The 19350-nt window shown below is 71.2% G+C and carries 14 protein-coding genes; 1 reads left to right on the top strand and 13 read right to left on the bottom strand.

Annotated elements, in window-relative coordinates; genetic code table 11:
- Window positions 1–38: 38 nt before the first annotated feature.
- On the top strand, window positions 39–2321 hold the full coding sequence (locus BLW57_RS29215) for an ABC transporter permease (protein ID WP_093478586.1): 2283 nt from the start codon (window positions 39–41) through the stop codon (window positions 2319–2321).
- A gap of 24 nt (window positions 2322–2345) precedes the next feature.
- Here the strand turns inward: BLW57_RS29215 and BLW57_RS29210 are convergent, their stop codons facing one another.
- From BLW57_RS29210 to uvrC, 13 genes are all read right to left on the bottom strand, one after another.
- Window positions 2346–3119 carry a DsbA family protein gene (locus BLW57_RS29210; protein ID WP_256339618.1) on the bottom strand — a complete coding sequence of 258 codons (774 nt, stop codon included), beginning with the start codon at window positions 3117–3119 and terminating at the stop codon, window positions 2346–2348.
- Window positions 3120–3209: 90 nt separating this feature from the next.
- Window positions 3210–4862 carry a glucose-6-phosphate isomerase gene (gene pgi / locus BLW57_RS29205; RefSeq protein WP_093478585.1) on the bottom strand — a complete coding sequence of 551 codons (1653 nt, stop codon included), beginning with the start codon at window positions 4860–4862 and terminating at the stop codon, window positions 3210–3212.
- Between the two features lie 74 nt (window positions 4863–4936).
- Window positions 4937–6205 (bottom strand): MFS transporter, encoded by a 1269-nt coding sequence (locus BLW57_RS29200; protein ID WP_093478583.1) that lies wholly within the window; start codon window positions 6203–6205, stop codon window positions 4937–4939.
- Window positions 6206–6327: 122 nt separating this feature from the next.
- Window positions 6328–6663, bottom strand: a complete 336-nt coding sequence (locus tag BLW57_RS29195) for an RNA polymerase-binding protein RbpA (RefSeq protein ID WP_003957010.1) — start codon at window positions 6661–6663, stop codon at window positions 6328–6330.
- 213 nt (window positions 6664–6876) lie between these two features.
- On the bottom strand, window positions 6877–7113 hold the full coding sequence (gene secG / locus BLW57_RS29190; RefSeq protein WP_093478581.1) for a preprotein translocase subunit SecG: 237 nt from the start codon (window positions 7111–7113) through the stop codon (window positions 6877–6879).
- A 108-nt stretch (window positions 7114–7221) separates the two neighbouring features.
- The gene (gene tpiA / locus BLW57_RS29185) at window positions 7222–7998 is read right to left on the bottom strand and encodes a triose-phosphate isomerase (protein ID WP_093478580.1); all 777 of its coding nucleotides are present in this window, start codon (window positions 7996–7998) and stop codon (window positions 7222–7224) included.
- Window positions 7999–8003: 5 nt separating this feature from the next.
- A complete protein-coding gene (gene pgk, locus BLW57_RS29180) occupies window positions 8004–9215 on the bottom strand; it encodes a phosphoglycerate kinase (RefSeq protein WP_093478578.1) in 1212 nt (403 codons plus the stop codon).
- Between the two features lie 134 nt (window positions 9216–9349).
- Complete coding sequence (gap, locus tag BLW57_RS29175) at window positions 9350–10360, bottom strand: type I glyceraldehyde-3-phosphate dehydrogenase (RefSeq protein ID WP_093478577.1); 1011 nt, start codon at window positions 10358–10360, stop codon at window positions 9350–9352.
- A gap of 310 nt (window positions 10361–10670) precedes the next feature.
- Complete coding sequence (locus BLW57_RS29170; protein ID WP_093478575.1) at window positions 10671–13625, bottom strand: M14 family metallopeptidase; 2955 nt, start codon at window positions 13623–13625, stop codon at window positions 10671–10673.
- Window positions 13626–13799: 174 nt separating this feature from the next.
- Window positions 13800–14789 (bottom strand): DNA-binding protein WhiA, encoded by a 990-nt coding sequence (whiA, locus tag BLW57_RS29165; protein ID WP_073892612.1) that lies wholly within the window; start codon window positions 14787–14789, stop codon window positions 13800–13802.
- The gene (gene yvcK, locus BLW57_RS29160) at window positions 14780–15874 is read right to left on the bottom strand and encodes a gluconeogenesis factor YvcK family protein (protein ID WP_093478574.1); all 1095 of its coding nucleotides are present in this window, start codon (window positions 15872–15874) and stop codon (window positions 14780–14782) included. The genes whiA and yvcK overlap by 10 nt, the downstream gene beginning before the upstream one ends.
- Window positions 15871–16887, bottom strand: coding sequence for an RNase adapter RapZ (gene rapZ, locus BLW57_RS29155; protein WP_093478572.1), 1017 nt, complete (start codon window positions 16885–16887; stop codon window positions 15871–15873). Before rapZ ends, yvcK begins: the two co-directional genes overlap by 4 nt.
- Entirely contained in the window at window positions 16884–19007 is a 2124-nt protein-coding gene (uvrC, locus tag BLW57_RS29150) for an excinuclease ABC subunit UvrC (protein ID WP_093478571.1), read from the bottom strand. The genes rapZ and uvrC overlap by 4 nt, the downstream gene beginning before the upstream one ends.
- Window positions 19008–19350: the final 343 nt, after the last annotated feature.

Here is a 19350-nt window from a genome sequence, read left to right as displayed (position 1 = left end):
CGCGCGGCCGGCCGCCGCGGGGCGAGGGGCTGAGGCACGTGCGGGCCACCCTGCGCTGGGCGCACTCCGATCTGCGCACGCACCGCGGCGAGGCGCTGTTCCTCGTGCTCGCCACCGCCGGCATCGTCGCCTCCCTGCTCCTGGCCACCGCCCTGTTCGGCTACGCCACCAACCCCTGGCAGCGGATCTTCACGCAGGCCCGCGGCGCGCACGTGTGGATCCACACCGTTCCCTCGGCGGACGCCCGCAAGCTGTCCCGGCTGGACGGCGTCGAGTCCGTCGCCGGCCCCTACCGCACCGAGGCCGCCACCGTCTCCTCCCGCGGCACCCGTGCCTCCGTGGAACTGCGCGCCACGCCCGCGCTGCCCTCCGTCGGCCGCCCGCTGGTCACCACCGGGCGCTGGCTGGACCCGGCCGAACCGGACGGGGTGGTACTGGAGACCGGCCTGGCCCGGGCCCTGCTGGCCGAGCCCGGGGACACGCTGACCCTGCCCGGTACCGCCCGCACCCTCACCGTCGAGGGCATCGCCGACAGCACAGAACCGCACTACAGCCCGGGTGAGCAGCCGGGTCTGGTGTGGGCGCCGCCGTCCGCCGTACGCGCACCCGCCGGCCGGGTGATCGGCCTGCGGCTCGACGATCCGGCCGACACGGACTACGCCGTGCAGCGTGCCGTGACCGTCCTGGGCGCGGGCGCGGTCGGCGAGGTGTCCACCTGGCAGCAGGCACGCGCCGAGGCCCAGGGCGACGACCGGCTGCTCGGCCAGGTCCTCGGACTGTTCGGTCTGGGCGCGCTGGTCGCCGCGGGGCTCGCGGTGCACGGCGCGATCGCCACCCGCATCCGCGGGCACCTGCGGGACCTGTCGGTGCTCAAGGCGATCGGCTTCACACCCGGCCAGGTGGTGCGAATCTTCCTCCTCCAGCATCTCGCGTACGCCCTGCTCGGCGCCGTGGGCGCGGCCGCGCTCACCGAGGCGCTGGGCCGCCGGGTTCCCGGACGGCTCGGTGACGCGGTGGGGGTGTGGCAGGGGCTGCCCGGGCACACCCTGGCGCTGTTCGTGGTGCCGGTGGGCGCCGTCCTGTTCATCGGCCTGACCACCGGGCTCGCGGCCTGGCGGGCGGGGCGGGTGCCACCCGTGCCGGTGCCGCGCAGGTCCGCGCCGGCGGGCGGTCGGCTGACCCCCCTGGCCCGGCGGGCGCTCGGACTGCGGTTGCCGGCCGCGCTGGTCCTCGGCTGCCACAAGGCGTTCGCGGGGCGCGGCCGGTCCCTGGCGACCGTGGCCCGGCTGACCCTGCCCCTGCTGCTGATCGTGGTGGCGCTCAGCGCGTGGACCACGATCGACCGGTTCCACAGCAGTCCCGGGCGGGTGGGGCTGCCGACCACGCTCACCGTGCGCTCCGACGGCGCCGACGGCACGGCGGACGTGAAGACCCGGCTGACCCGCGACCCCCGGGTCGCCGCCGCCTACCCGGGCGTCGAAGTGGCCGCGCTGGTCCCCGGCCAGACCGGGACGATCGCCCTGCGCGGCATCGGCACCCACGCGGAGCCCTACCCCTGCGCACTCGCCGAGGGCCGCGCCGCACGCGGACCGGACGAGGCGGTGGCCGGCCAGGGACTGCTGGACCTGCTGCACGCGCGGGTCGGCGACTGGGTGCGGATGACGGTGGGCGACCGCCCGCAGATCCTGCACATCGTGGGCCGCAGCCTCGAACCGCAGAACGCCGGCCGGGTGGTGACCACCACCCTGGACACCCTCCGCGAGAACGATCCCGGAGTGTCCGCCGCCTTCTACGAGCTGCGCCTGCGCGCCGGGGCCGACCCGCAGCGTGTGGCCGCCGCGCTCACCGAGGCCGGCCAGGGCCATCTGGACGTGCACCCCGTGACGAACCCCGCCGACGGGCTGTCGCCGCTGCGCGCGGTCGTCGCCGGGCTGATCGCCGTGCTCGCCCTCATCGGACTCGTCGAGCTGCTCACCGCGATCGGCGGCAGCGTCCGCGAGGGCGAGCGGGACGTGCTGGCACTCCGGGCGATCGGCATGTCCCCCCGGCAGATCACCGCGATCACCGTCACGGCGACGAGCTGTACGGCCCTGGCGGCGGCCGTCGCCGCCACGGCTCTGGGGCTGCCGCTGGCCCGCCGACTGATCGACGCCCAGGGCGACTCCAGCGGCATCGGGGCCGGGATCGCCCAGTCCCCCTCGCCCGGGCTGCTGCTCCTGCTGCTCCTGGCCGCGGTGCTGGGGGCGGCGGGCCTGGCCGCGCTGCCGGCCGCCCGCGCGGCCCGGCGGCGCCTCGCGGACACGCTCAGCGCGGTCTCCTAGGGCCGGCTCAGCAGGACACCCGGCTCAGAAGGAGATGTCCTTCCACTGCTGCGGCCGGCTGCGGATGTCGGACAGCAGCTTGCCGAACACCTTCCCGTCGAAGAGCAGTCCGCTGTACTGCGCCGGGATGCGTACCCCGTCGATCTCGGCGGTGGGGGTGCCGGGTCCCCCGGGGTCCTTCTCGCCGCCCGCCTTCTCGTACCGCTTCTCGGCGGCGGTCACGAACGACCGGTACTTCATGGTGCGCACGGCCGAGTCGAACTCCGGCCCGCGCAGCCCGTCGACCTGCCCAGCCAGCTCGAGCAGGTGGGCGTCGGTGAATCCGTCGACGCTCTCCTCGGGCTGGTTGGCGTACAGCAGGTCGTGGTATTCGGCGAACCTGCCGGCGTCCAGGGCGGCCCGCAGGGCGTTGACCGCCTTCTTCGAGCCGGAGCCGCCGAGGCGGTCGTCGAGGAAGGAGGCGAGGGTGTACTGGATCCTCGTCTCCCGGCGGATGGTGGCCTCGCGCAGCTGCGGAGCGCCGCCCTCGGTCTCGAACTCCTCGCAGACCGGGCAGCGCGGGTCCTCGTACAGGCGGACGGTCACCGGCGCGCCGGGGTCCCCGACCGTGACGGTCGTCCCGTCCGCCTCCAGCCGCTCCGGCACCTCGGACAGCCCCGCGTAGGCCGGGTGGGCCATGACGGTGGCCGCGGGAGCGCCGTCCTCCCCCTTGGGCGGGCGGTACCTGCCGCCGCAGCCCGCCACCGACATCCCCACCACGGCCACCGCGACCGCCGCGGCGAACCCCCTGCGCATCATGCGTGCGTCCTCCCCTGGATCAGCGGAACCCTAGGGGATGCGCACGGGAAACGCACAGCGGGTATCGCCGGGCGGGCCAGGACGGGGTGGTCAGCCGCGTCCGCGCAGCTCCCGGTACCTGCCGACGAGTGCTTCGGTGGAGGTATCGAGGCCGGGGACGTCGGCGCCTTCGGTGAGGGCGGGTTCGACGCGTTTGGCGAGGACCTTGCCGAGTTCGACGCCCCACTGGTCGAAGGAGTCGATGTTCCAGACCGCGCCCTGGACGAACACCTTGTGCTCGTACAGCGCGACGAGCTGACCGAGGACCGAGGGGGTCAGCTCCCGGGCCAGGATCGTGGTGGTGGGACGGTTGCCGCCGAACGTGCGGTGCGCGACCTGCTCCTCGGCGACACCCTCCGCACGGACCTCCTCGGCGGTCTTGCCGAACGCCAGGGCCTGCGTCTGCGCGAAGAAGTTCGCCATCAGCAGATCATGCTGGTCCTTCAGCTCCCCGCGCAGCTCGCCGACCGGACGGGCGAACCCGATGAAGTCCGCCGGGATCAGCTTGGTGCCCTGATGGAGCAACTGGTAGTAGGCATGCTGCCCGTTGGTGCCCGGCGTGCCCCACACCACCGGACCCGTCTGCCAGTGCACCGGCTCACCGTCACGCTGCACCGACTTGCCGTTGGACTCCATGTCCAGCTGCTGCAGGTACGCCGTGAACCGCGACAGGTAATGCGAGTACGGCAGCACCGCATGCGACTGCGCGTCATGGAAGTTGCCGTACCAGATCCCCAGCAGACCCATCAGCAACGGCGCGTTCGCCTCCGCCGGCGCCGTGCGGAAATGCTCGTCGACCAGATGGAAACCATCGAGCATCTGCCGGAACCGGTCCGGACCGATCGCGATCATCAACGACAGGCCGATCGCGGAGTCGTAGGAGTACCGGCCCCCCACCCAGTCCCAGAACTCGAACATGTTCGCCACGTCGATACCGAACTCCGCCACCTTCTCGGCGTTCGTCGACAGCGCCACGAAATGCCGCGCCACCGCCGATTCGTCGCCCAGCGCGTCCAGCACCCACTTACGGGCGGACGTCGCGTTGGTGATCGTCTCGATCGTGGTGAACGTCTTCGACGCGATCACGAACAGCGTCTCGGCCGGATCCAGATCCCGCGTGGCCTCGTGCAGATCCGCACCGTCCACGTTGGAGACGAAACGCACCGTCAGATCACGGTCGGTGAAAGCACGCAGCGCCTCGTAGGCCATCGCCGGGCCCAGATCCGACCCACCGATCCCGACGTTGACCACGTTCCGGATACGCCGGCCGGTATGACCCCGCCACTCACCCGAACGCACCCGGTCCGCGAAACCGGCCATCTTCTCCAACACGGCATGCACAGCGGGCACGACGTTCTCACCATCGACCTCGACCACCGCGTCCCGCCGCGCACGCAACGCCGTGTGCAGCACCGCCCGGTTCTCGGTCACATTGATCCGCTCACCACGGAACATCGCGTCCCGCAACGCGAACACGTCCCTCGCGGCGGCCAGCTCGCGCAGCAGCCGCAGCGTCTCGTCGGTGACGAGGTGCTTCGAATAGTCGATGTAAAGGTCACCGACCTGGAGCGTGTACCCGTCGCCGCGCTGCGGATCGGCGGCGAACAGATCCCTCAGACGGGTGTCCGCGAATTCTTCGCGGTGCTTGGCGAGAGCGGCCCATTCGGGCGTCTGGTCGAGCCTGGTACGGCCGTCTGCGTTCATTTCCGACCTCAGCCTTCTTTCCTGCACCTGTCCTGCTGCGTACCTTGCCCCGCTGCCGGTCCCAACCTAGTTGATCACCACGCGGGAGGAGCGCTCGCGACGCTGTCCTCACGGCCAACAACAGGTACGTCCGGACGGCGCGCCGGTATCAGCGCGGTGACGGCCAGCGTGAAGAGGACGGCGGCGAGCAGGGCCGGCCCGTTCAGCCCGTACACCCGGGCGGCCACTCCGCCGAGGAGGGCACCGAGCGGGGCGCCGGAGGTCGAGGCCGTGCGGAACGCGGAGGAGACGCGGCCCACCATGGCGGCGGGGCTGCGCTGCTGCATCAACGTGACCTGGTTGACGTTCCACACCATGTTCATGGCGCCCAGCAGCAGCATGCCGGCGATCAGGGCGGACAGGTGCCGTACCGAGCCGATGAGCAGCAGCGAGCCGGTCTGCACCGCCCCGCCGAGCAGCAGGGCCCGTACCCGCCCGGTGCGGCGCGCGATCCGCTGGGCGACGAAACCGCCGGCCAGGCTGCCGGCCGAGTACGCCGTCATGGCGGCTACGTATCCGGTGCCGCCGGCGTGCAGCCAGCGGGTGACGTGCAGCGCCAGGGTGGCGATCAGGGCGCCCATGCCGACGTTGCACAGGGTCGTCGCCACGCAGACCGCGCGCAGCGCCCGGTCCCGCCACAGGACCCGCAGGCCCGCCGCGATCTCCGAGCGCAGGGTGCTGCCGGCCGGGCGCGGCGCACGCTCCGGCGGCCGGGTCCGCAGGGACGCCACGAGGACGGCCGCCAGCGCGTACGTGCCCGCGTCCGCCGCGAACGGCATGAACGCGCCCGCCGTCAGCAGCAGGGGCACGAACGGGCCCGCGAGCAGCCCGCCCGCCAACTGCTGACCGGTCATCAGCCGCGCGTTCGCGCCGCCGAGGGCCTCGCTCCGCACGAGGGAGGGCAGCAGGGCGGTGGCGGCGTTGTCGAAGAGCGTCTGGAGCGCGGTGAGCGAGAAGGCCAGCGCGATCAGCAGGGGGATCGAGGCGTGCCCCAGGCTGACGGCGAGGGCGAAACCGGCGACGAGCAAGCCCCGTACCGCGTCCACGGACCACATCGCCCGCCGCTGGTCGACGCGGTCCGCCACGGCTCCGCCGAACAGCCCGAACAGCAGCCAGGGCACATAGCCGCACGCGGTCACCGAGGCGACGACGAGCGGATCGTCGGTCAGCCGCACGGCGAGCAGCGGCAGCGCGGCGGTCCGCAGCGCGTCCCCGAACCGGGAGACCACCGCTGCCGTCCACAGCCGTCCGAATCCCCCGCGCCAGGTGGGGGCGCCCTCGCCCGCCCCCTCGACCGCAGCCACACGTCCCCCTCACGATGTGCCGTTGTGGCCAACCGTAGGGGGCACCACTGACAACGGGCCGTCCGCGGCGGGACGAGACGGCTTCGGCCAGGAGCCCGCAGGCGCCCGGCCGATGAGAAGTTCTAGATCTCGCCCCGCAGTTTGGCGAGCGCCTCGGCGAGAATGGCCTCGCCGTCCGCGTCGCTGCGCCGCTCCCGTACGTACGCGAGGTGCGTCTTGTACGGCTCGGTGCGCGGCGGGTCCGGCGGGTTGTCCCGGTCCTGGCCGGCCGGGAATCCGCAGCGCGGGCAGTCCCAGGTGTCGGGGACCTGAGCGTCGCTGGCGAAGCTCGGCTGGGTCTCGTGCCCGTTGGAGCACCAGAAGGAGATGCGCAGACGCGGCGCGGACTCGCCGCGCTCGGCCTCGCCCATCGGCCCCGCACCGACCCGGCTTCCTCGGATCGCGTTGCCACTTGCCACGGTCGTAACTCCCTGCGTGATGGTGCCGCGAAGCGAGTCGGCGTTCCGCTTCGCCGCGAGCGCCTCAGTCTACGTAAGGCCCAACGCGCGTCCAGTGATTGGAGTTACAGCCCCCATATCAAGACGCAAGCCCCATGATAGGCCGCGCTCAGGAGCGCGTACCGAACATGGGGCGTTACGTGCGGAATATGCGTGATGTGCCTGCTGTGCGAATCAGATGTTCGTCTTCATCAGCATGCCGAGGACGATGATGCACGCGAACCAGCACAGACCGATCACGATGGTGATCCGGTCGAGGTTGCGCTCGGCGACCGAGGAGCCGCCGACGGAGGACTGCATGCCGCCGCCGAACATGTCGGAGAGGCCGCCGCCCTTCCCCTTGTGCATCAGCACCAGCAGCATCAGCAGCAGGCTGAAGACGATCAGGGCGATCGAGAACCCCAAAACCACGGCTGGACCAACTTCCTCGGATTCGGATGGACGACGGGGGCACAGCGTCTCGGCTGCGCCCCCGCAAGGGTACGACGTATCGCCGCTACCGCCTACTCGCGGACATGATCACTGATCGCGGAAACGCACGATCTTGACGAACTCGTCCGCGTCCAGCGAGGCGCCCCCGACCAGGGCTCCGTCGATGTCGGCCTGGGCCATGATCTCGGCGACGTTGCCCGCCTTCACGGAGCCGCCGTACTGGATGCGGACCTTGTCGGCCAGCTCCTGCGAGTACAGCTCGGCGATCTTGGCGCGGATGGCGGCGCAGACCTCCTGGGCGTCCTCGGCGCCGCAGACCTTGCCGGTGCCGATGGCCCACACGGGCTCGTAGGCGATCACGACGGTCTCGGCCTGCTCGGCCGGGAGGTCCTTCAGGCCGCCCTCGATCTGCGCGAGGGTGTGGGCGACGTGGTCGCCCGCCTCGCGGACGTCCAGCTCCTCGCCGACGCACAGGATCGGGGTCAGGCCGTGCTTGTACGCGGCCTTGACCTTGGCGTTGACCAGCTCGTCGGTCTCGCCGTGGTACTGGCGGCGCTCCGAGTGGCCGATCGCCACGAAGGTGCACTTCAGCTTGGCCAGCATCGGGCCCGAGATCTCGCCGGTGTAGGCACCGGAGTCGTGCGGCGAGATGTCCTGGGCGCCGTACTTGATCCTGAGCTTGTCGCCGTCGACCAGGGTCTGCACGGAGCGCAGGTCGGTGAAGGGCGGCAGGACGGCGACCTCGACGGCCTCGTAGTCCTTGTCGGCCAGGGCGAAGGCGAGCTTCTGGACGTGTGCGATGGCCTCGAGGTGGTTGAGGTTCATCTTCCAGTTGCCCGCCATCAGCGGCGTGCGCGTGCTCATGTAGGTCAGTCCTCCAGTGCGGCGAGGCCGGGGAGCGTCTTGCCCTCGAGGTATTCGAGGGAGGCGCCGCCACCGGTCGAGATGTGGCCGAATGCGTTCTCGTCGAAGCCGAGCGTACGCACGGCCGCGGCGGAGTCGCCGCCACCGACGACGGTGAAGCCCTTCGATCCGACGAGGGCCTGGGCGACCGCCTTGGTGCCCTCGGCGTAGTCGGGGTGCTCGAAGACGCCCATGGGACCGTTCCAGAAGACGGTCTCGGCGTCGGCGAGCTTCGAGGCGTACAGCTCTCGGGTCTTCGGGCCGATGTCCAGGCCCTCCTGGTCGGCGGGGATCTTGTCCGCGTCGACCACGGTGTTCTCGGTCGGCGCCTTGGTCTTCAGGTCCGGGAACTCCCGGGAGACCACGACGTCGACGGGGAGCAGCAGCTCCACGCCCTGCTTCTCGGCGCGCTGCAGGTACTCGGTGACGACCGGGACCTGGTCCTCCTGAAGGAGGGAGATGCCGACCTCGTAGCCCTTGGCCTTGAGGAAGGTGTAGGCCATGCCGCCGCCGATGAGCAGCCGGTCGGCCTTGCCGAGCAGCTGGTCGATGACGGCGAGCTTGTCGGAGACCTTGGCGCCGCCGAGCGCGACGACGTAGGGGCGCTTGACGTCCTCGGTGAGCTTCTTCAGGACGCCGACCTCGGTGGCGATCAGGTAGCCGGCGTAGTGCGGCAGCCGGGCCGGGAGGTCGTAGACGGAGGCGTGCTTGCGGTGGACCGCGCCGAAGCCGTCACCGACGTAGACGTCGGCGAGGGCGGCGAGCCGGTCGGCGAACTCGCCCCGCTCGGTGTCGTCCTTGGAGGTCTCTCCGGGGTTGAAGCGCAGGTTCTCGATGACCGCGACCTGGCCGGGCTGGAGGCCGTCGACGGCGTCGTGCGCGGCGGGGCCGACGGTGTCCTGGGCGAAGGCGACCGGGGCGCCGAGCAGTTCACCGAGGCGCTCGGCGGCGGGCAGCAGCGAGAAGGCGGGGTCCGGGGCACCCTTGGGGCGGCCCAGGTGCGAGGCGACGACCACCTTCGCGCCCGCGTCGGCCAGTGCCTTGACGGTGGGCAGGACGGCGCGGATGCGGCCGTCGTCGGTGATCGTCCCGTCGGCGAGCGGCACATTGAGGTCGGCGCGGACGAATACCCGCTTACCGCTCACGCCGTCGGCGAGAAGTTCGTCGATCGTCTTCATTGAGTGGACTCCTGAGGAGGGCTCGTGGTGCACCTGATCGTAAGAGGACGTGGTCCGGGCGTAGGACAGGGCCCGGACAGCGCGACGGTGCGCTGCCCGAGCCCTGCTCTCACTTCAAGGTCCTGCTTCGACGATCAGAGCTGGTCGCCGACGAAGACCGTGAGGTCCACGAGGCGGTTGGAGTAGCCCCACTCGTTGTCGTACCAGCCGAGGATCTTCACCGAGTTGCCGTCCTGAACCATGGTCAGGGAGGAGTCGAAGGTGCAGGAGGCCGGGTCGCCGACGATGTCCGAGGAGACGATCTCGTCCTCGGTGTAGGCCAGATAGCCCTTGAGGTCGCCGTCCTCGGAGGCCTTCTTGAACGCGGCGTTGACCTCGTCCTTGGTGACCTCGCGCTGGAGCTGCACCACGAGGTCGGTGGCCGAGCCGGTGGGAACCGGGACGCGCATCGCGATGCCGTCCAGCTTGCCCTTGAGCTGCGGCAGGACCAGGGCGGTGGCCTTGGCGGCGCCCGTCGTGGTCGGGATGATGTTCTCGGCGGCGGCACGGGCGCGGCGCAGGTCCTTGTGCGGGAAGTCCAGGATGCGCTGGTCGTTCGTGTACGCGTGCACCGTCGTCATCAGGCCCTTGACGATGCCGAAGTTCTCGTCGAGGACCTTCGCCATCGGCGCCACACAGTTGGTGGTGCAGGAGGCGTTGGAGATGACGTTGTGCTGCGCCGGGTCGTACTTGTCCTGGTTGACGCCCATGACGATGGTGATGTCCTCGTCCTTGGCCGGAGCCGAGATGAGGACCTTCTTGGCGCCGCCGGCGAGGTGCTTGGCGGCGTCGTCGCGCTTGGTGAAGATGCCCGTCGACTCGATGACGATGTCGACGCCCAGCTCGCCCCAGGGGATCTCGGCGGGGTTGCGCTCGGAGAGCACCTTGATGGTGTGGCCGTCGACGGTGATCGTGTCGGCGGTGTGGGAGACCTCCTGCTTGAGGCGGCCCAGGATCGTGTCGTACTTCAGCAGGTGAGCGGTGGTGGCGGTGTCACCAAGGTCGTTGACAGCCACAACTTCGATGTCGGCACCCTGCTCCAGCAGCGCGCGGAAGTAGTTACGCCCGATACGGCCGAAGCCGTTGATGCCTACGCGGATCGTCACGAACCGATCTCCTCGTTGGTACGCCGGCCATGCGGTGCCGGCGAGCTGTATTTGGGATGTCCCCGACCACCCCCGACCCTACCCCTCCGGGGCCCCCGGAGTGACATCGAGATGCCGCATAGAGGGCAGGCGTTCCGTACCCGTCGGTAGGGGTACGGAACACCAGGGATCGACTGTGGTTTCGCCCGTATTCATTACTGATTGCGGCCCGTTTTCGGCGCCTCTTTCACTCGTTCGTGAGCGGGTCTGCTCACCTGTCGACTACCCCATTCCCGCACCCCTGAGAGGGGGTTCCGCTCACCTGTTTCGTTCACCGGCCGAGCGAGGTGAACGCCTTCCTCAGCAGCGCTACCCGATCGGCCGCAGAGGGCACCTGTTCGAGGCCGAACCCGAGCAGCACGGTGTCGCCGGTGGTGACCGCTCCGTACGTCTGGAACAGGGTTCCGGTGCGCGTCCAGTCCTTCAGCACCGCCGGGCTGCCCGGCGGCGGTCCGGCCGCCTTCCACGCCCCCAGTGACGACTCGAAGCCCTCGGTGTCCCTCGCCGTGGTGCCGGTGACGAGCGAGGCGTCGTCGGCGAGCACACCGTGGCCGCCGCTGCCCGGGTCGGTGACGTAGCTGATGGAGAGCTCGACCGTCCTGCCGGCGTACGCGCTCAGGTCGAAGCTCACCTGCTGCCAGCCGGCGGAGCTGCCGGTGAGGCTGTTCCAGGTGCCCGTGGTGCCGCTCGCGGCGCAGGTGCTGCCGGACAGCGTCAGATAGTGCTTGAGCCACGGGTGCTCGTTGATCATGAATCCGGCCCCGCACTCGGCCGGCACGGCCGTCTTCGTGGCCCCGGAGGCCTCCGGCAGGGTCGTCCAGTCGTCGGCGCCCACAGTGTGCGCCTCGATCACCGCGTGGTCGTAACCGGGTTCGGTGTCCCACAGCAGCCGGGTGCTCAGGGCCGGCCTGTCGGCAGCGGTGACACCGGTGAGGTCGATGGTGCGGGTGAGGCGCTTGTAGGCGTCGTCCGTGTGGACGGCGGCGGCCATGCCCGAGCCGGAGTACGGCCCGTACGGGTTGACGGTCCCGGCGAACCGGCCCGCGCCGGCGCTGCTGAACTGCGGATAGGCGGAGGCCGGCAGCTCGTCGGAGGTGACGCCGTACGTGCCCGCCCTGTCCAGCGGGTTGCCGGGGGCGTCGGCGAGGGCGGCGCTGAAGCCGTCGAGGCCACCCGTCCCGGTGAAGCCGGTGGCCCCCTTCGTCGACGTACGGCTGTACGCGCCCAGGTAGTACTGGCTGAAGTCGTCCGACGGGGTGCCGTCGCCGAGGTCGACGCTGCCGCCGGCGAGTTCGCCGGCCTCGATCAGCCGGCCGCCCTCGTTGAGGTAGGCGCGCAGCTGGAGCTGGACGGGGTTGCCCGGGCCCTCGGCGCCTGAGTAGTGCACGACCGTACGGAAGTGCTTCAGAACGCCGAGCGCGTCCGGCACGCCCTGTGTGGCCACGTCCCACACGATCGCCCTGTGCCCGGCCGCCTTCAGCGCGTCCGCGTACGTGCGTGCCTGCGTGGCGGCCGCGCCCTCCTCGGCGACCACCAGGGTGTCCGCCCCGGGCCGCTGGGTGACGGTGTACGTGAAGTGGGCGCCGGAGACCTTCTTGCCGCCCTTCGTCCTGCCGGTGAACCACACCTCGACCTTGTCGCCGGGCTCGCCGTCGCGTACCGCGGCCCGGTACTCGTCGAAGTAGAGGTCGTCCTGGCCGCCGTAGACCTCGCCGCCCTTCCAGTGCCTCAGCGCCCGGTCGCGGACACGGCCGCCGTTGACGCGGTACTTGAGCTCCTTGTCGCGGATCGCCTTGCGCACGACGACCGAGACCTGCTGGTCCGCGCCCCGGGAGTACGACGTGGTGAACGCGGCCGGGGTGAAGTCGGCGGCGCTCAGGCCGACCGGGGAGACCGGCCGGTCCGGGTGCGCGGCGGTCTCCGCGACGGAGAGCGCGAACGGGACGTTCTTGGCGAACTCCTGCTGGATCAGCTTCTCGTCGTCGGGGAAGTTGAAGACCGACCGGCAGTCCGCGGCCTTCCACGCGTCGTCCGGGTCGACGTCCGACGCGGTCTGACAGGTCGACATCTCGGGGGTGAACATCGCCATCCCGTTGACGTTGGACGCCTGGCCGTCCGCCTCGCCGTTGGTGGTGTACAGCTCCGAGGAGACCTGCGAACGGTAGCCGGGGATCGCCGGGTTGTCGGGGGTGCCGGCGAGTGCCTTGTACAGGACGTCGTCCGGGGTCGGGGTGGCCACCTGCCAGCCGACGCCGTAGAGGAGGAGCTCGGCGGCGGAGTGGTAGTTGATGCCGTACGTGAATCCGATGCGCTTCTCGAAGGCGTCGAGGGCCCTGGTCTCGGGCTCGGAAGCCGGGCTCGCGCCGCGGTAGGTCTGGCTGGTGGGGTTGGGGGACGAACCTTCGTCGTCGTAGCCCCACTTGTAGGCGAAGTTGCGGTTGAGGTCGACGCCGTCGCCGGTGCTGATGGCGCCGTCGCCGTTGACGTCCCGCAGGTTCTTGCGCCAGAGGCGGTTGTCGGCGCTCTTGAACGTGTAGTCGTAGCCGTCGGGGTTGGCCGAGAGCACGAACCACAGTTCCGTCGAGTCGACGATCTTCCTGACGCGCTTGTCGGTCCGGTAGTGGTCCAGGTAGTAGTGCATCAGCCGGCGGGTCATCTCCGGCGTGATCCATTCGCGCGCGTGCTGGTTGGACATGTACAGCACGGACGGCTTGGAGCCGTCCGTGGACTTGCGGGCGTTCCTGGTCAGCCGGAGCGCGAGGATGTCCTGGCCGTCGACGGTCTTCCCGATGGACTCGACCTTGGTGAGACCGGGGTTGGCCCGGGCGGCCGCGAGGATCTCCTGCCGGAGCCCCCCGCTCCCGCTGTACGGGCGGAACACGCCCTGTGCGGCGCCCTCCACGCGTGCCTCCGCCTTCGCGGAGAGGGTGTGCTCGGTGAGGTCGACGCCCTGCTTCCGGAGCTTCGCGGCCTGCTCGTCGGTGAGGTAGACCTCGACCCGGGTCCTCCCCCGCGCCGCGGCCCGCTCGCCGAGTTCGTGGCCGTCCTGGCCGGCCTTGAGCAGGAGGGGTACCTGCTGCTTGGTGACGTCGGCGCGGAAGACCTTGACCTCGTCCTGGTCGGACTTCGCCGGGTTTCCGCTCTGTGCCTGGGCTACGGGTGCAAGGCTCGCTCCGCCGATGAGAAGCGCGCCGACAGCGAGGATCGATCTCGCCCTGTGTCTCATGAACCCCCCTAGCGGTGGTCCGCCACGGCGGCGAACAGGTTGCCAGGCTCATGTCACTCGATGATGGAGTCAAGAGCGCCTCATGGACACGCAAACGGCGGTGGGCCCGGCCCGGAGGCGCCGGTGCCGACGGATCCAAGTGGCCGTCGGCACCGGTGTGTTGACGTGAGGTGGTCAGCCCGCGAGGTTGTCCGCGAGCTCCTCCGAGAGGTTGGCCTCCGTGCCCGGGATGCCCAGGTCGGACGCGCGCTTGTCGGCCATCGCCAGCAGCCGGCGGATACGGCCCGCGACCGCGTCCTTGGTCAGCGGCGGGTCGGCGAGCGCGCCCAGCTCCTCCAAGGAGGCCTGCTTGTGCTCCATACGCAGGCGCCCCGCGGCGGCGAGGTGCTCGGGGACCTCGTCGGCGAGGATCTCCAGGGCGCGCTGCACCCGGGCACCGGCGGCCACGGCGGCGCGGGCCGAGCGGCGCAGGTTGGCGTCGTCGAAGTTGGCGAGGCGGTTCGCGGTGGCCCGCACCTCGCGGCGCATCCGCCGCTCCTCCCAGGCCAGCACCGACTCGTGCGCGCCGAGCCGCGTCAGCAGCGCGCCGATCGCGTCACCGTCCCGGACGACCACCCGGTCCACGGTCCGCACCTCGCGGGCCTTGGCGGCGATGGAGAGCCGGCGGGCGGCACCGACCAGCGCGAGCGCGGCCTCCGGCCCGGGGCAGGTCACCTCCAGGGAGGAGGACCGGCCCGGCTCGGTCAGCGAGCCGTGCGCCAGGAAGGCCCCGCGCCAGGCCGCCTCCGCGTCGCAGGTGGCCCCGGACACGACCTGCGGGGGCAGACCCCGGATCGGTCGGCCCCGGCCGTCCACCAGGCCCGTCTGACGGGCCAGCTGGTCACCGCCGGCGACGACCCGCACGACGTACCGCGAGCCGCGCCGCAGCCCGCCGGGAGCCATCACGATCAGCTCGGAACTGTGGCCGAAGATCTCCAGGATGTCCCGCTTGAGACGCCGGGCCGCCATCGCGGTGTCCAGCTCCGCCTCGATCACGATGCGCCCGCTCACCAGGTGAAGGCCGCCGGCGAACCGCAGGATGGCGGAGACCTCCGCTTTCCTGCAGCAGGTGCGGGTGACGGGGAGCCGGGAGATCTCATCCTTCACCGCTGCCGTCATCGCCATGGGCCGATCCTTCCATGCATCCGAAAAATACGGTCGTACGCGGCGGCCAACAGCTCCGGGTCGTGCCGGGGGCTTCCGTCGGTCCGGGCGACAGGCGCCAGCTCGACCGCGGCTCCCAGCCGCTTGGCGGCCTCGGTGAGCGAGTCACGGTCGGGCACGGCGGCCTCGTCGGCCAGCACCACGTCCAGGGCGAGTTTAGGGGCGTGTCGCCCCAAAACCTCCAAATGACGCTGCGGGGAGAAGCCTTCGGTTTCTCCCGGCTGCGGGGCGAGGTTCAAGGAGAGGACCTTGCGCGCCTTGGTCTCGGTGAGCGCGTCCAGCAGCTCGGGGACGAGCAGATGCGGGATCACCGACGAGAACCAGGAGCCGGGTCCCAGCACCACCCAGTCGGCGTCCAGGACCGCGGCCAGGGCCTCCGGCACGGCCGGCGGGTCGTGCGGCAGCAGATGCACCGACTGCACCTCACCGGGCGTGAGCGCGACGGTCGCCTGACCGCGCACGGTGTCCACGTCCTCCGGCCGCTCCGGGTCGTGCCCCTTGACCAGGGCCTGCAACTCCAGCGGTACGGCGGACATGGGCAGCACGCGCCCGTGCGCGCCGAGCAGCTTGCCCACCAGGTCCAGGGCCTGGACGTGGTCGCCCAGCTGCTCCCACAGGGCGACGATCAGCAGGTTGCCGACCGCGTGGTCGTGCAGGTCGCCCTGGGACTGGAAGCGGTGCTGGATGACCCGGGCCCAGGTCTGGCCCCAGTCGTCGTCGCCGCACAGCGCGGCGAGCGCCTTGCGCAGGTCGCCGGGCGGCAGCACGCCCAGCTCGTCGCGGAGCCGGCCGCTGGAACCGCCGTCGTCGGCCACGGTGACGACGGCGGTGAGGTCACCGGTGATCCGGCGCAGCGCGGCGAGCGAGGCGGACAGGCCCATGCCGCCGCCGAGCGCGACGACCTTGGGCTGGGTGCCGCGCCGGCGGGGCCGGCCGCCGCGGGCCTCGACGGGCCGCGCCGTCCGCGACTCGGCCGTGGCGCGGCTCGAGCGGCCCTCCGGCACCATCCGGCGGAGCCTGCTCAGCCGCCGTGTACGTTCCGTCATTCCCGTCCCATGTCCCGGTGTACGACCACCGTCTCCACGCCCTCGGCCGCGAGGCGCGCGGCGAGCTTCTCCGACATCGCGACCGAGCGGTGCTTTCCGCCGGTACAGCCGATGGCGATGGTCACATAGCGCTTGCCCTCGCGCCGGTACCCGGCGGCGATGAGCCGCAGCAGCTCGGCGTACCGGTCGAGGAACTCCTTGGCGCCGGGCTGGTTGAAGACGTAGGCGGCGACCTCCTCGTTGAGGCCGGTGTACGGGCGCAGCTCCGGGACCCAGTGCGGGTTGGGCAGGAACCGCATGTCCGCCACCAGGTCGGCGTCGACCGGCAGGCCGTACTTGAAGCCGAAGGACATGACGGTGGCCCGCAGCTCGGGCTCCTCCTCGCCGGCGAACTGGGCGTCCATCTTGGCGCGCAGCTCGTGCACGTTGAGGCTGGAGGTGTCGATCACCAGGTCCGCGTCGCCGCGCAGCTCGCGCAGCAGCTCGCGCTCGGCGGCGATGCCGTCGACGATCCGGCCGTCGCCCTGCAGCGGGTGCGGGCGGCGCACCGACTCGAAGCGGCGGACCAGGGCCTCGTCGGAGGACTCCAGGAAGACGATCCGCCGGGTGACGTTCTTCGCCTCCAGGTCCGCCAGCGACTCGCGCAGGTTGTCGAAGAAGCGGCGCCCGCGGACGTCCACGACGACCGCGATCCGCGCCACGTTGCCCTGGGAGCGGGCGCCCAGCTCCACCATGGTGGGGATGAGCGCGGGAGGGAGGTTGTCCACGACGAACCAGCCGAGGTCCTCCAGACACTTGGCGGCCGTCGACCGGCCCGCTCCGGACATGCCGGAGATGATCACCAGCTCGGGGATGGCCGCCTCGGGGGCTCCGGCTGTCTCGCTGCCCGTACTCACCTGTGCTCCGTTGTCCTGAACCGTGTCCTGCCCGGCCGTGTCCCGGACGACGTCGTCGCCCGTTCCGCCGTGCGCCCGATCCCGCGGCGCCGTGGGCTGTGTCTCGTGCTCGGTCATGTCTCCTGCCCCCGTCGTTCGTCCGGGGCGCCCGCGGTCACGGGCTCCCCCGAGGAACCCCCCGTCGTGTCGGGTTCCTCGTCCTCAATGATCTCTCCGGTCGCCGTGTTCACGGCGGGTGCGGCCGGGGCCGCCCGGAGGAGGGCCACGGCGATGGTCTCGGCCGTCTTCCGGCCTATCCCGGGCACTTCCTGGATCTGCTCGATTGTGGCGGACCGCAGCTTCTTCACCGAGCCGAAATGCTTGATGAGCGCCTGTTTGCGGGTCTCGCCGAGGCCGGGCACGTCGTCGAGCGGGCTGGAGCGGAAACGCTTCGCGCGTTTGGCGCGCTGGTAGGTGATCGCGAACCGGTGGGCCTCGTCACGGACGCGCTGGAGCAGATAGAGGCCCTCGCTGGTGCGGGGCAGCACCACCGGGTCCTCCTCGTCCGGCACCCAGACCTCCTCAAGACGCTTGGCGAGGCCGCAGACGGCGATGTCGTCGATGCCGAGCTCGTCCAGCGCCCTCCGGGCCGCCGCGACCTGCGGCCGGCCGCCGTCGACCACGACGAGCTGCGGCGGGTAGGCGAACTTCTTGGGGCGGCCGTCGTCGTCCTTGAGGGAGCCGTCGACCACGTCCTCCTCCAGGCCGCGGGTGATCGCGTCCGGGCCGGTGAGAGCCGTGTCACCGTCGGCGAGCGCGCCGTCGGCCCCGCTCCCCTCGGTCCACTCCCCCGTCTTCTCCTTCTCCGCGAGGTAGCGCCGGAAGCGGCGGGTGATCACCTCGTGCATGGAGCGGACGTCGTCCTGCCCGGCGAAGCCCTTGATCTGGAAGCGGCGGTACTCGCTCTTGCGCTGCAGACCGTCCTCGAAGACGACCATGGAGGCGACCACGTCGTCGCCCTGGAGGTGGGAGATGTCGTAGCACTCGATCCGCAGCGGGGCGCTGTCCAGGTCGAGGGCCTCGGCGATCTCCTCCAGCGCGCGCGAGCGGGTGGTCAGGTCGGAGGCGCGCTTGGTCTTGTGCAGGGCGAGGGACTGCTGGGCGTTGCGCTGGACGGTCTCCATGAGTGCCTTCTTGTCGCCGCGCTGCGGGATGCGCAGCGAGACGCTCGACCCGCGGCGGGCGGTCAGCCACTCCTGGACCGGGTCGACCGGCTCGGGCAGCGCCGGGACCAGGACCTCCTTGGGCACGGCGTCCCCGGTCTCCTCGCCGTACAGCTGCTGCAGGGCGTGCTCCACCAGGGCGCCGGTGGTGACCTCCTCGACCTTGTCGGTCACCCAGCCCCGCTGGCCGCGCACCCGCCCGCCGCGCACGTGGAAGATCTGGACGGCGGCCTCCAGCTCGTCCTCGGCGACGGCGATGAGGTCGGCGTCGGTCGCGTCGGCGAGCACGACCGCGTTCTTCTCCATGGCCTTCTTCAGGGCCCCGACGTCGTCGCGCAGGCGGGCGGCCCGCTCGTACTCCATCTCCTCGGCCGCCTCCATCATCTGCCTCTCCAGACGGCGGAGGTAGGTACCGGTGCGGCCGGCCATGAAGTCGCAGAACTCCTCGGCCAGCTCCCTGTGGTCCTCGGGGCTGATCCGGCCGACGCAGGGCGCGGAGCACTTGCCGATGTAGCCGAGCAGGCAGGGCCGGCCGGTGCGGGAGGCGTTCTTGAAGACGCCGGCGGAGCAGGTGCGCACCGGGAAGACCCGCAGCATCAGGTCGACGGTGTCCCGGATGGCCCACGCGTGGGCGTACGGGCCGAAGTACCGGACGCCCTTCTTCTTGTGACCGCGCATCACCTGCACCCGCGGGAACTCCTCGTTCATCGTCACCGCGAGGTACGGGTAGCTCTTGTCGTCGCGGTACTTGACGTTGAACCGGGGGTCGTACTCCTTGATCCAGGAGTACTCCAGCTGCAGGGCCTCCACCTCCGTGGACACCACGGTCCACTCCACGGACGCGGCGGTCGTCACCATCGTCCGGGTGCGCGGGTGCAGGTTCGCCAGGTCCTGGAAGTAGTTCGCCAGGCGCTGGCGCAGGCTCTTCGCCTTTCCGACGTAGATCACCCGGCGGTGCTCGTCGCGGAACCTGTACACCCCGGGAGTGTCCGGGATGTCTCCCGGCCTGGGGCGGTAGCTGGAGGGGTCGGCCATGTCTCACACCCTACTGGCGCGCACCGACACCGCGTCGGGCCTGTGGACAACGGCCGCCCGGCACGTTGCACCGCCCGGGAGGTGCGGGCTTCCCGGTCTTTCCCGGGCAGCCTTCCAGGGGAGCGCCGGCCCTCCGAACGGCGCGTTTCGGCCATGCCGGGGCCGTCCGGCTCTCCCTCCGGCTCTCGGCGCGGCGCCGTTCGGCCCGGTCCGGGCGAACCCGCACGGGCTCTTCGGCGCCCGTCGCGGGGGCCGCTGTCCGGCCAGGACTGTGCGGCGGGCGGGTTCCAGGTGTTGTCGGTGTCTGGTCAACACGCTTCAATGCACGGGAATCGGGGCGGTG

This window comes from Streptomyces sp. 1222.5, from assembly GCF_900105245.1.
GTDB classification, from domain to species: Bacteria; Actinomycetota; Actinomycetes; order Streptomycetales; family Streptomycetaceae; genus Streptomyces; species Streptomyces albidocamelliae.
Note: the sequence above shows the minus strand (reverse complement) of the source record. Positions and strands in the feature narration are given on the sequence as shown.

What these genes read in the sequence shown, in the direction of transcription:
- BLW57_RS29210 (WP_256339618.1), bottom strand. Translation starts at nt 3,119, where the DNA reads ATGATGCGCAGGGGGTTCGCCGCGGCGGTCGCGGTGGCCGTGGTGGGG.
- pgi (WP_093478585.1), bottom strand. Translation starts at nt 4,862, where the DNA reads ATGAACGCAGACGGCCGTACCAGGCTCGACCAGACGCCCGAATGGGCC.
- tpiA (WP_093478580.1), bottom strand. Translation starts at nt 7,998, where the DNA reads ATGAGCACGCGCACGCCGCTGATGGCGGGCAACTGGAAGATGAACCTC.
- pgk (WP_093478578.1), bottom strand. Translation starts at nt 9,215, where the DNA reads ATGAAGACGATCGACGAACTTCTCGCCGACGGCGTGAGCGGTAAGCGG.
- BLW57_RS29170 (WP_093478575.1), bottom strand. Translation starts at nt 13,625, where the DNA reads ATGAGACACAGGGCGAGATCGATCCTCGCTGTCGGCGCGCTTCTCATC.
- whiA (WP_073892612.1), bottom strand. Translation starts at nt 14,789, where the DNA reads ATGGCGATGACGGCAGCGGTGAAGGATGAGATCTCCCGGCTCCCCGTC.
- yvcK (WP_093478574.1), bottom strand. Translation starts at nt 15,874, where the DNA reads ATGACGGAACGTACACGGCGGCTGAGCAGGCTCCGCCGGATGGTGCCG.
- rapZ (WP_093478572.1), bottom strand. Translation starts at nt 16,887, where the DNA reads ATGACCGAGCACGAGACACAGCCCACGGCGCCGCGGGATCGGGCGCAC.
- uvrC (WP_093478571.1), bottom strand. Translation starts at nt 19,007, where the DNA reads ATGGCCGACCCCTCCAGCTACCGCCCCAGGCCGGGAGACATCCCGGAC.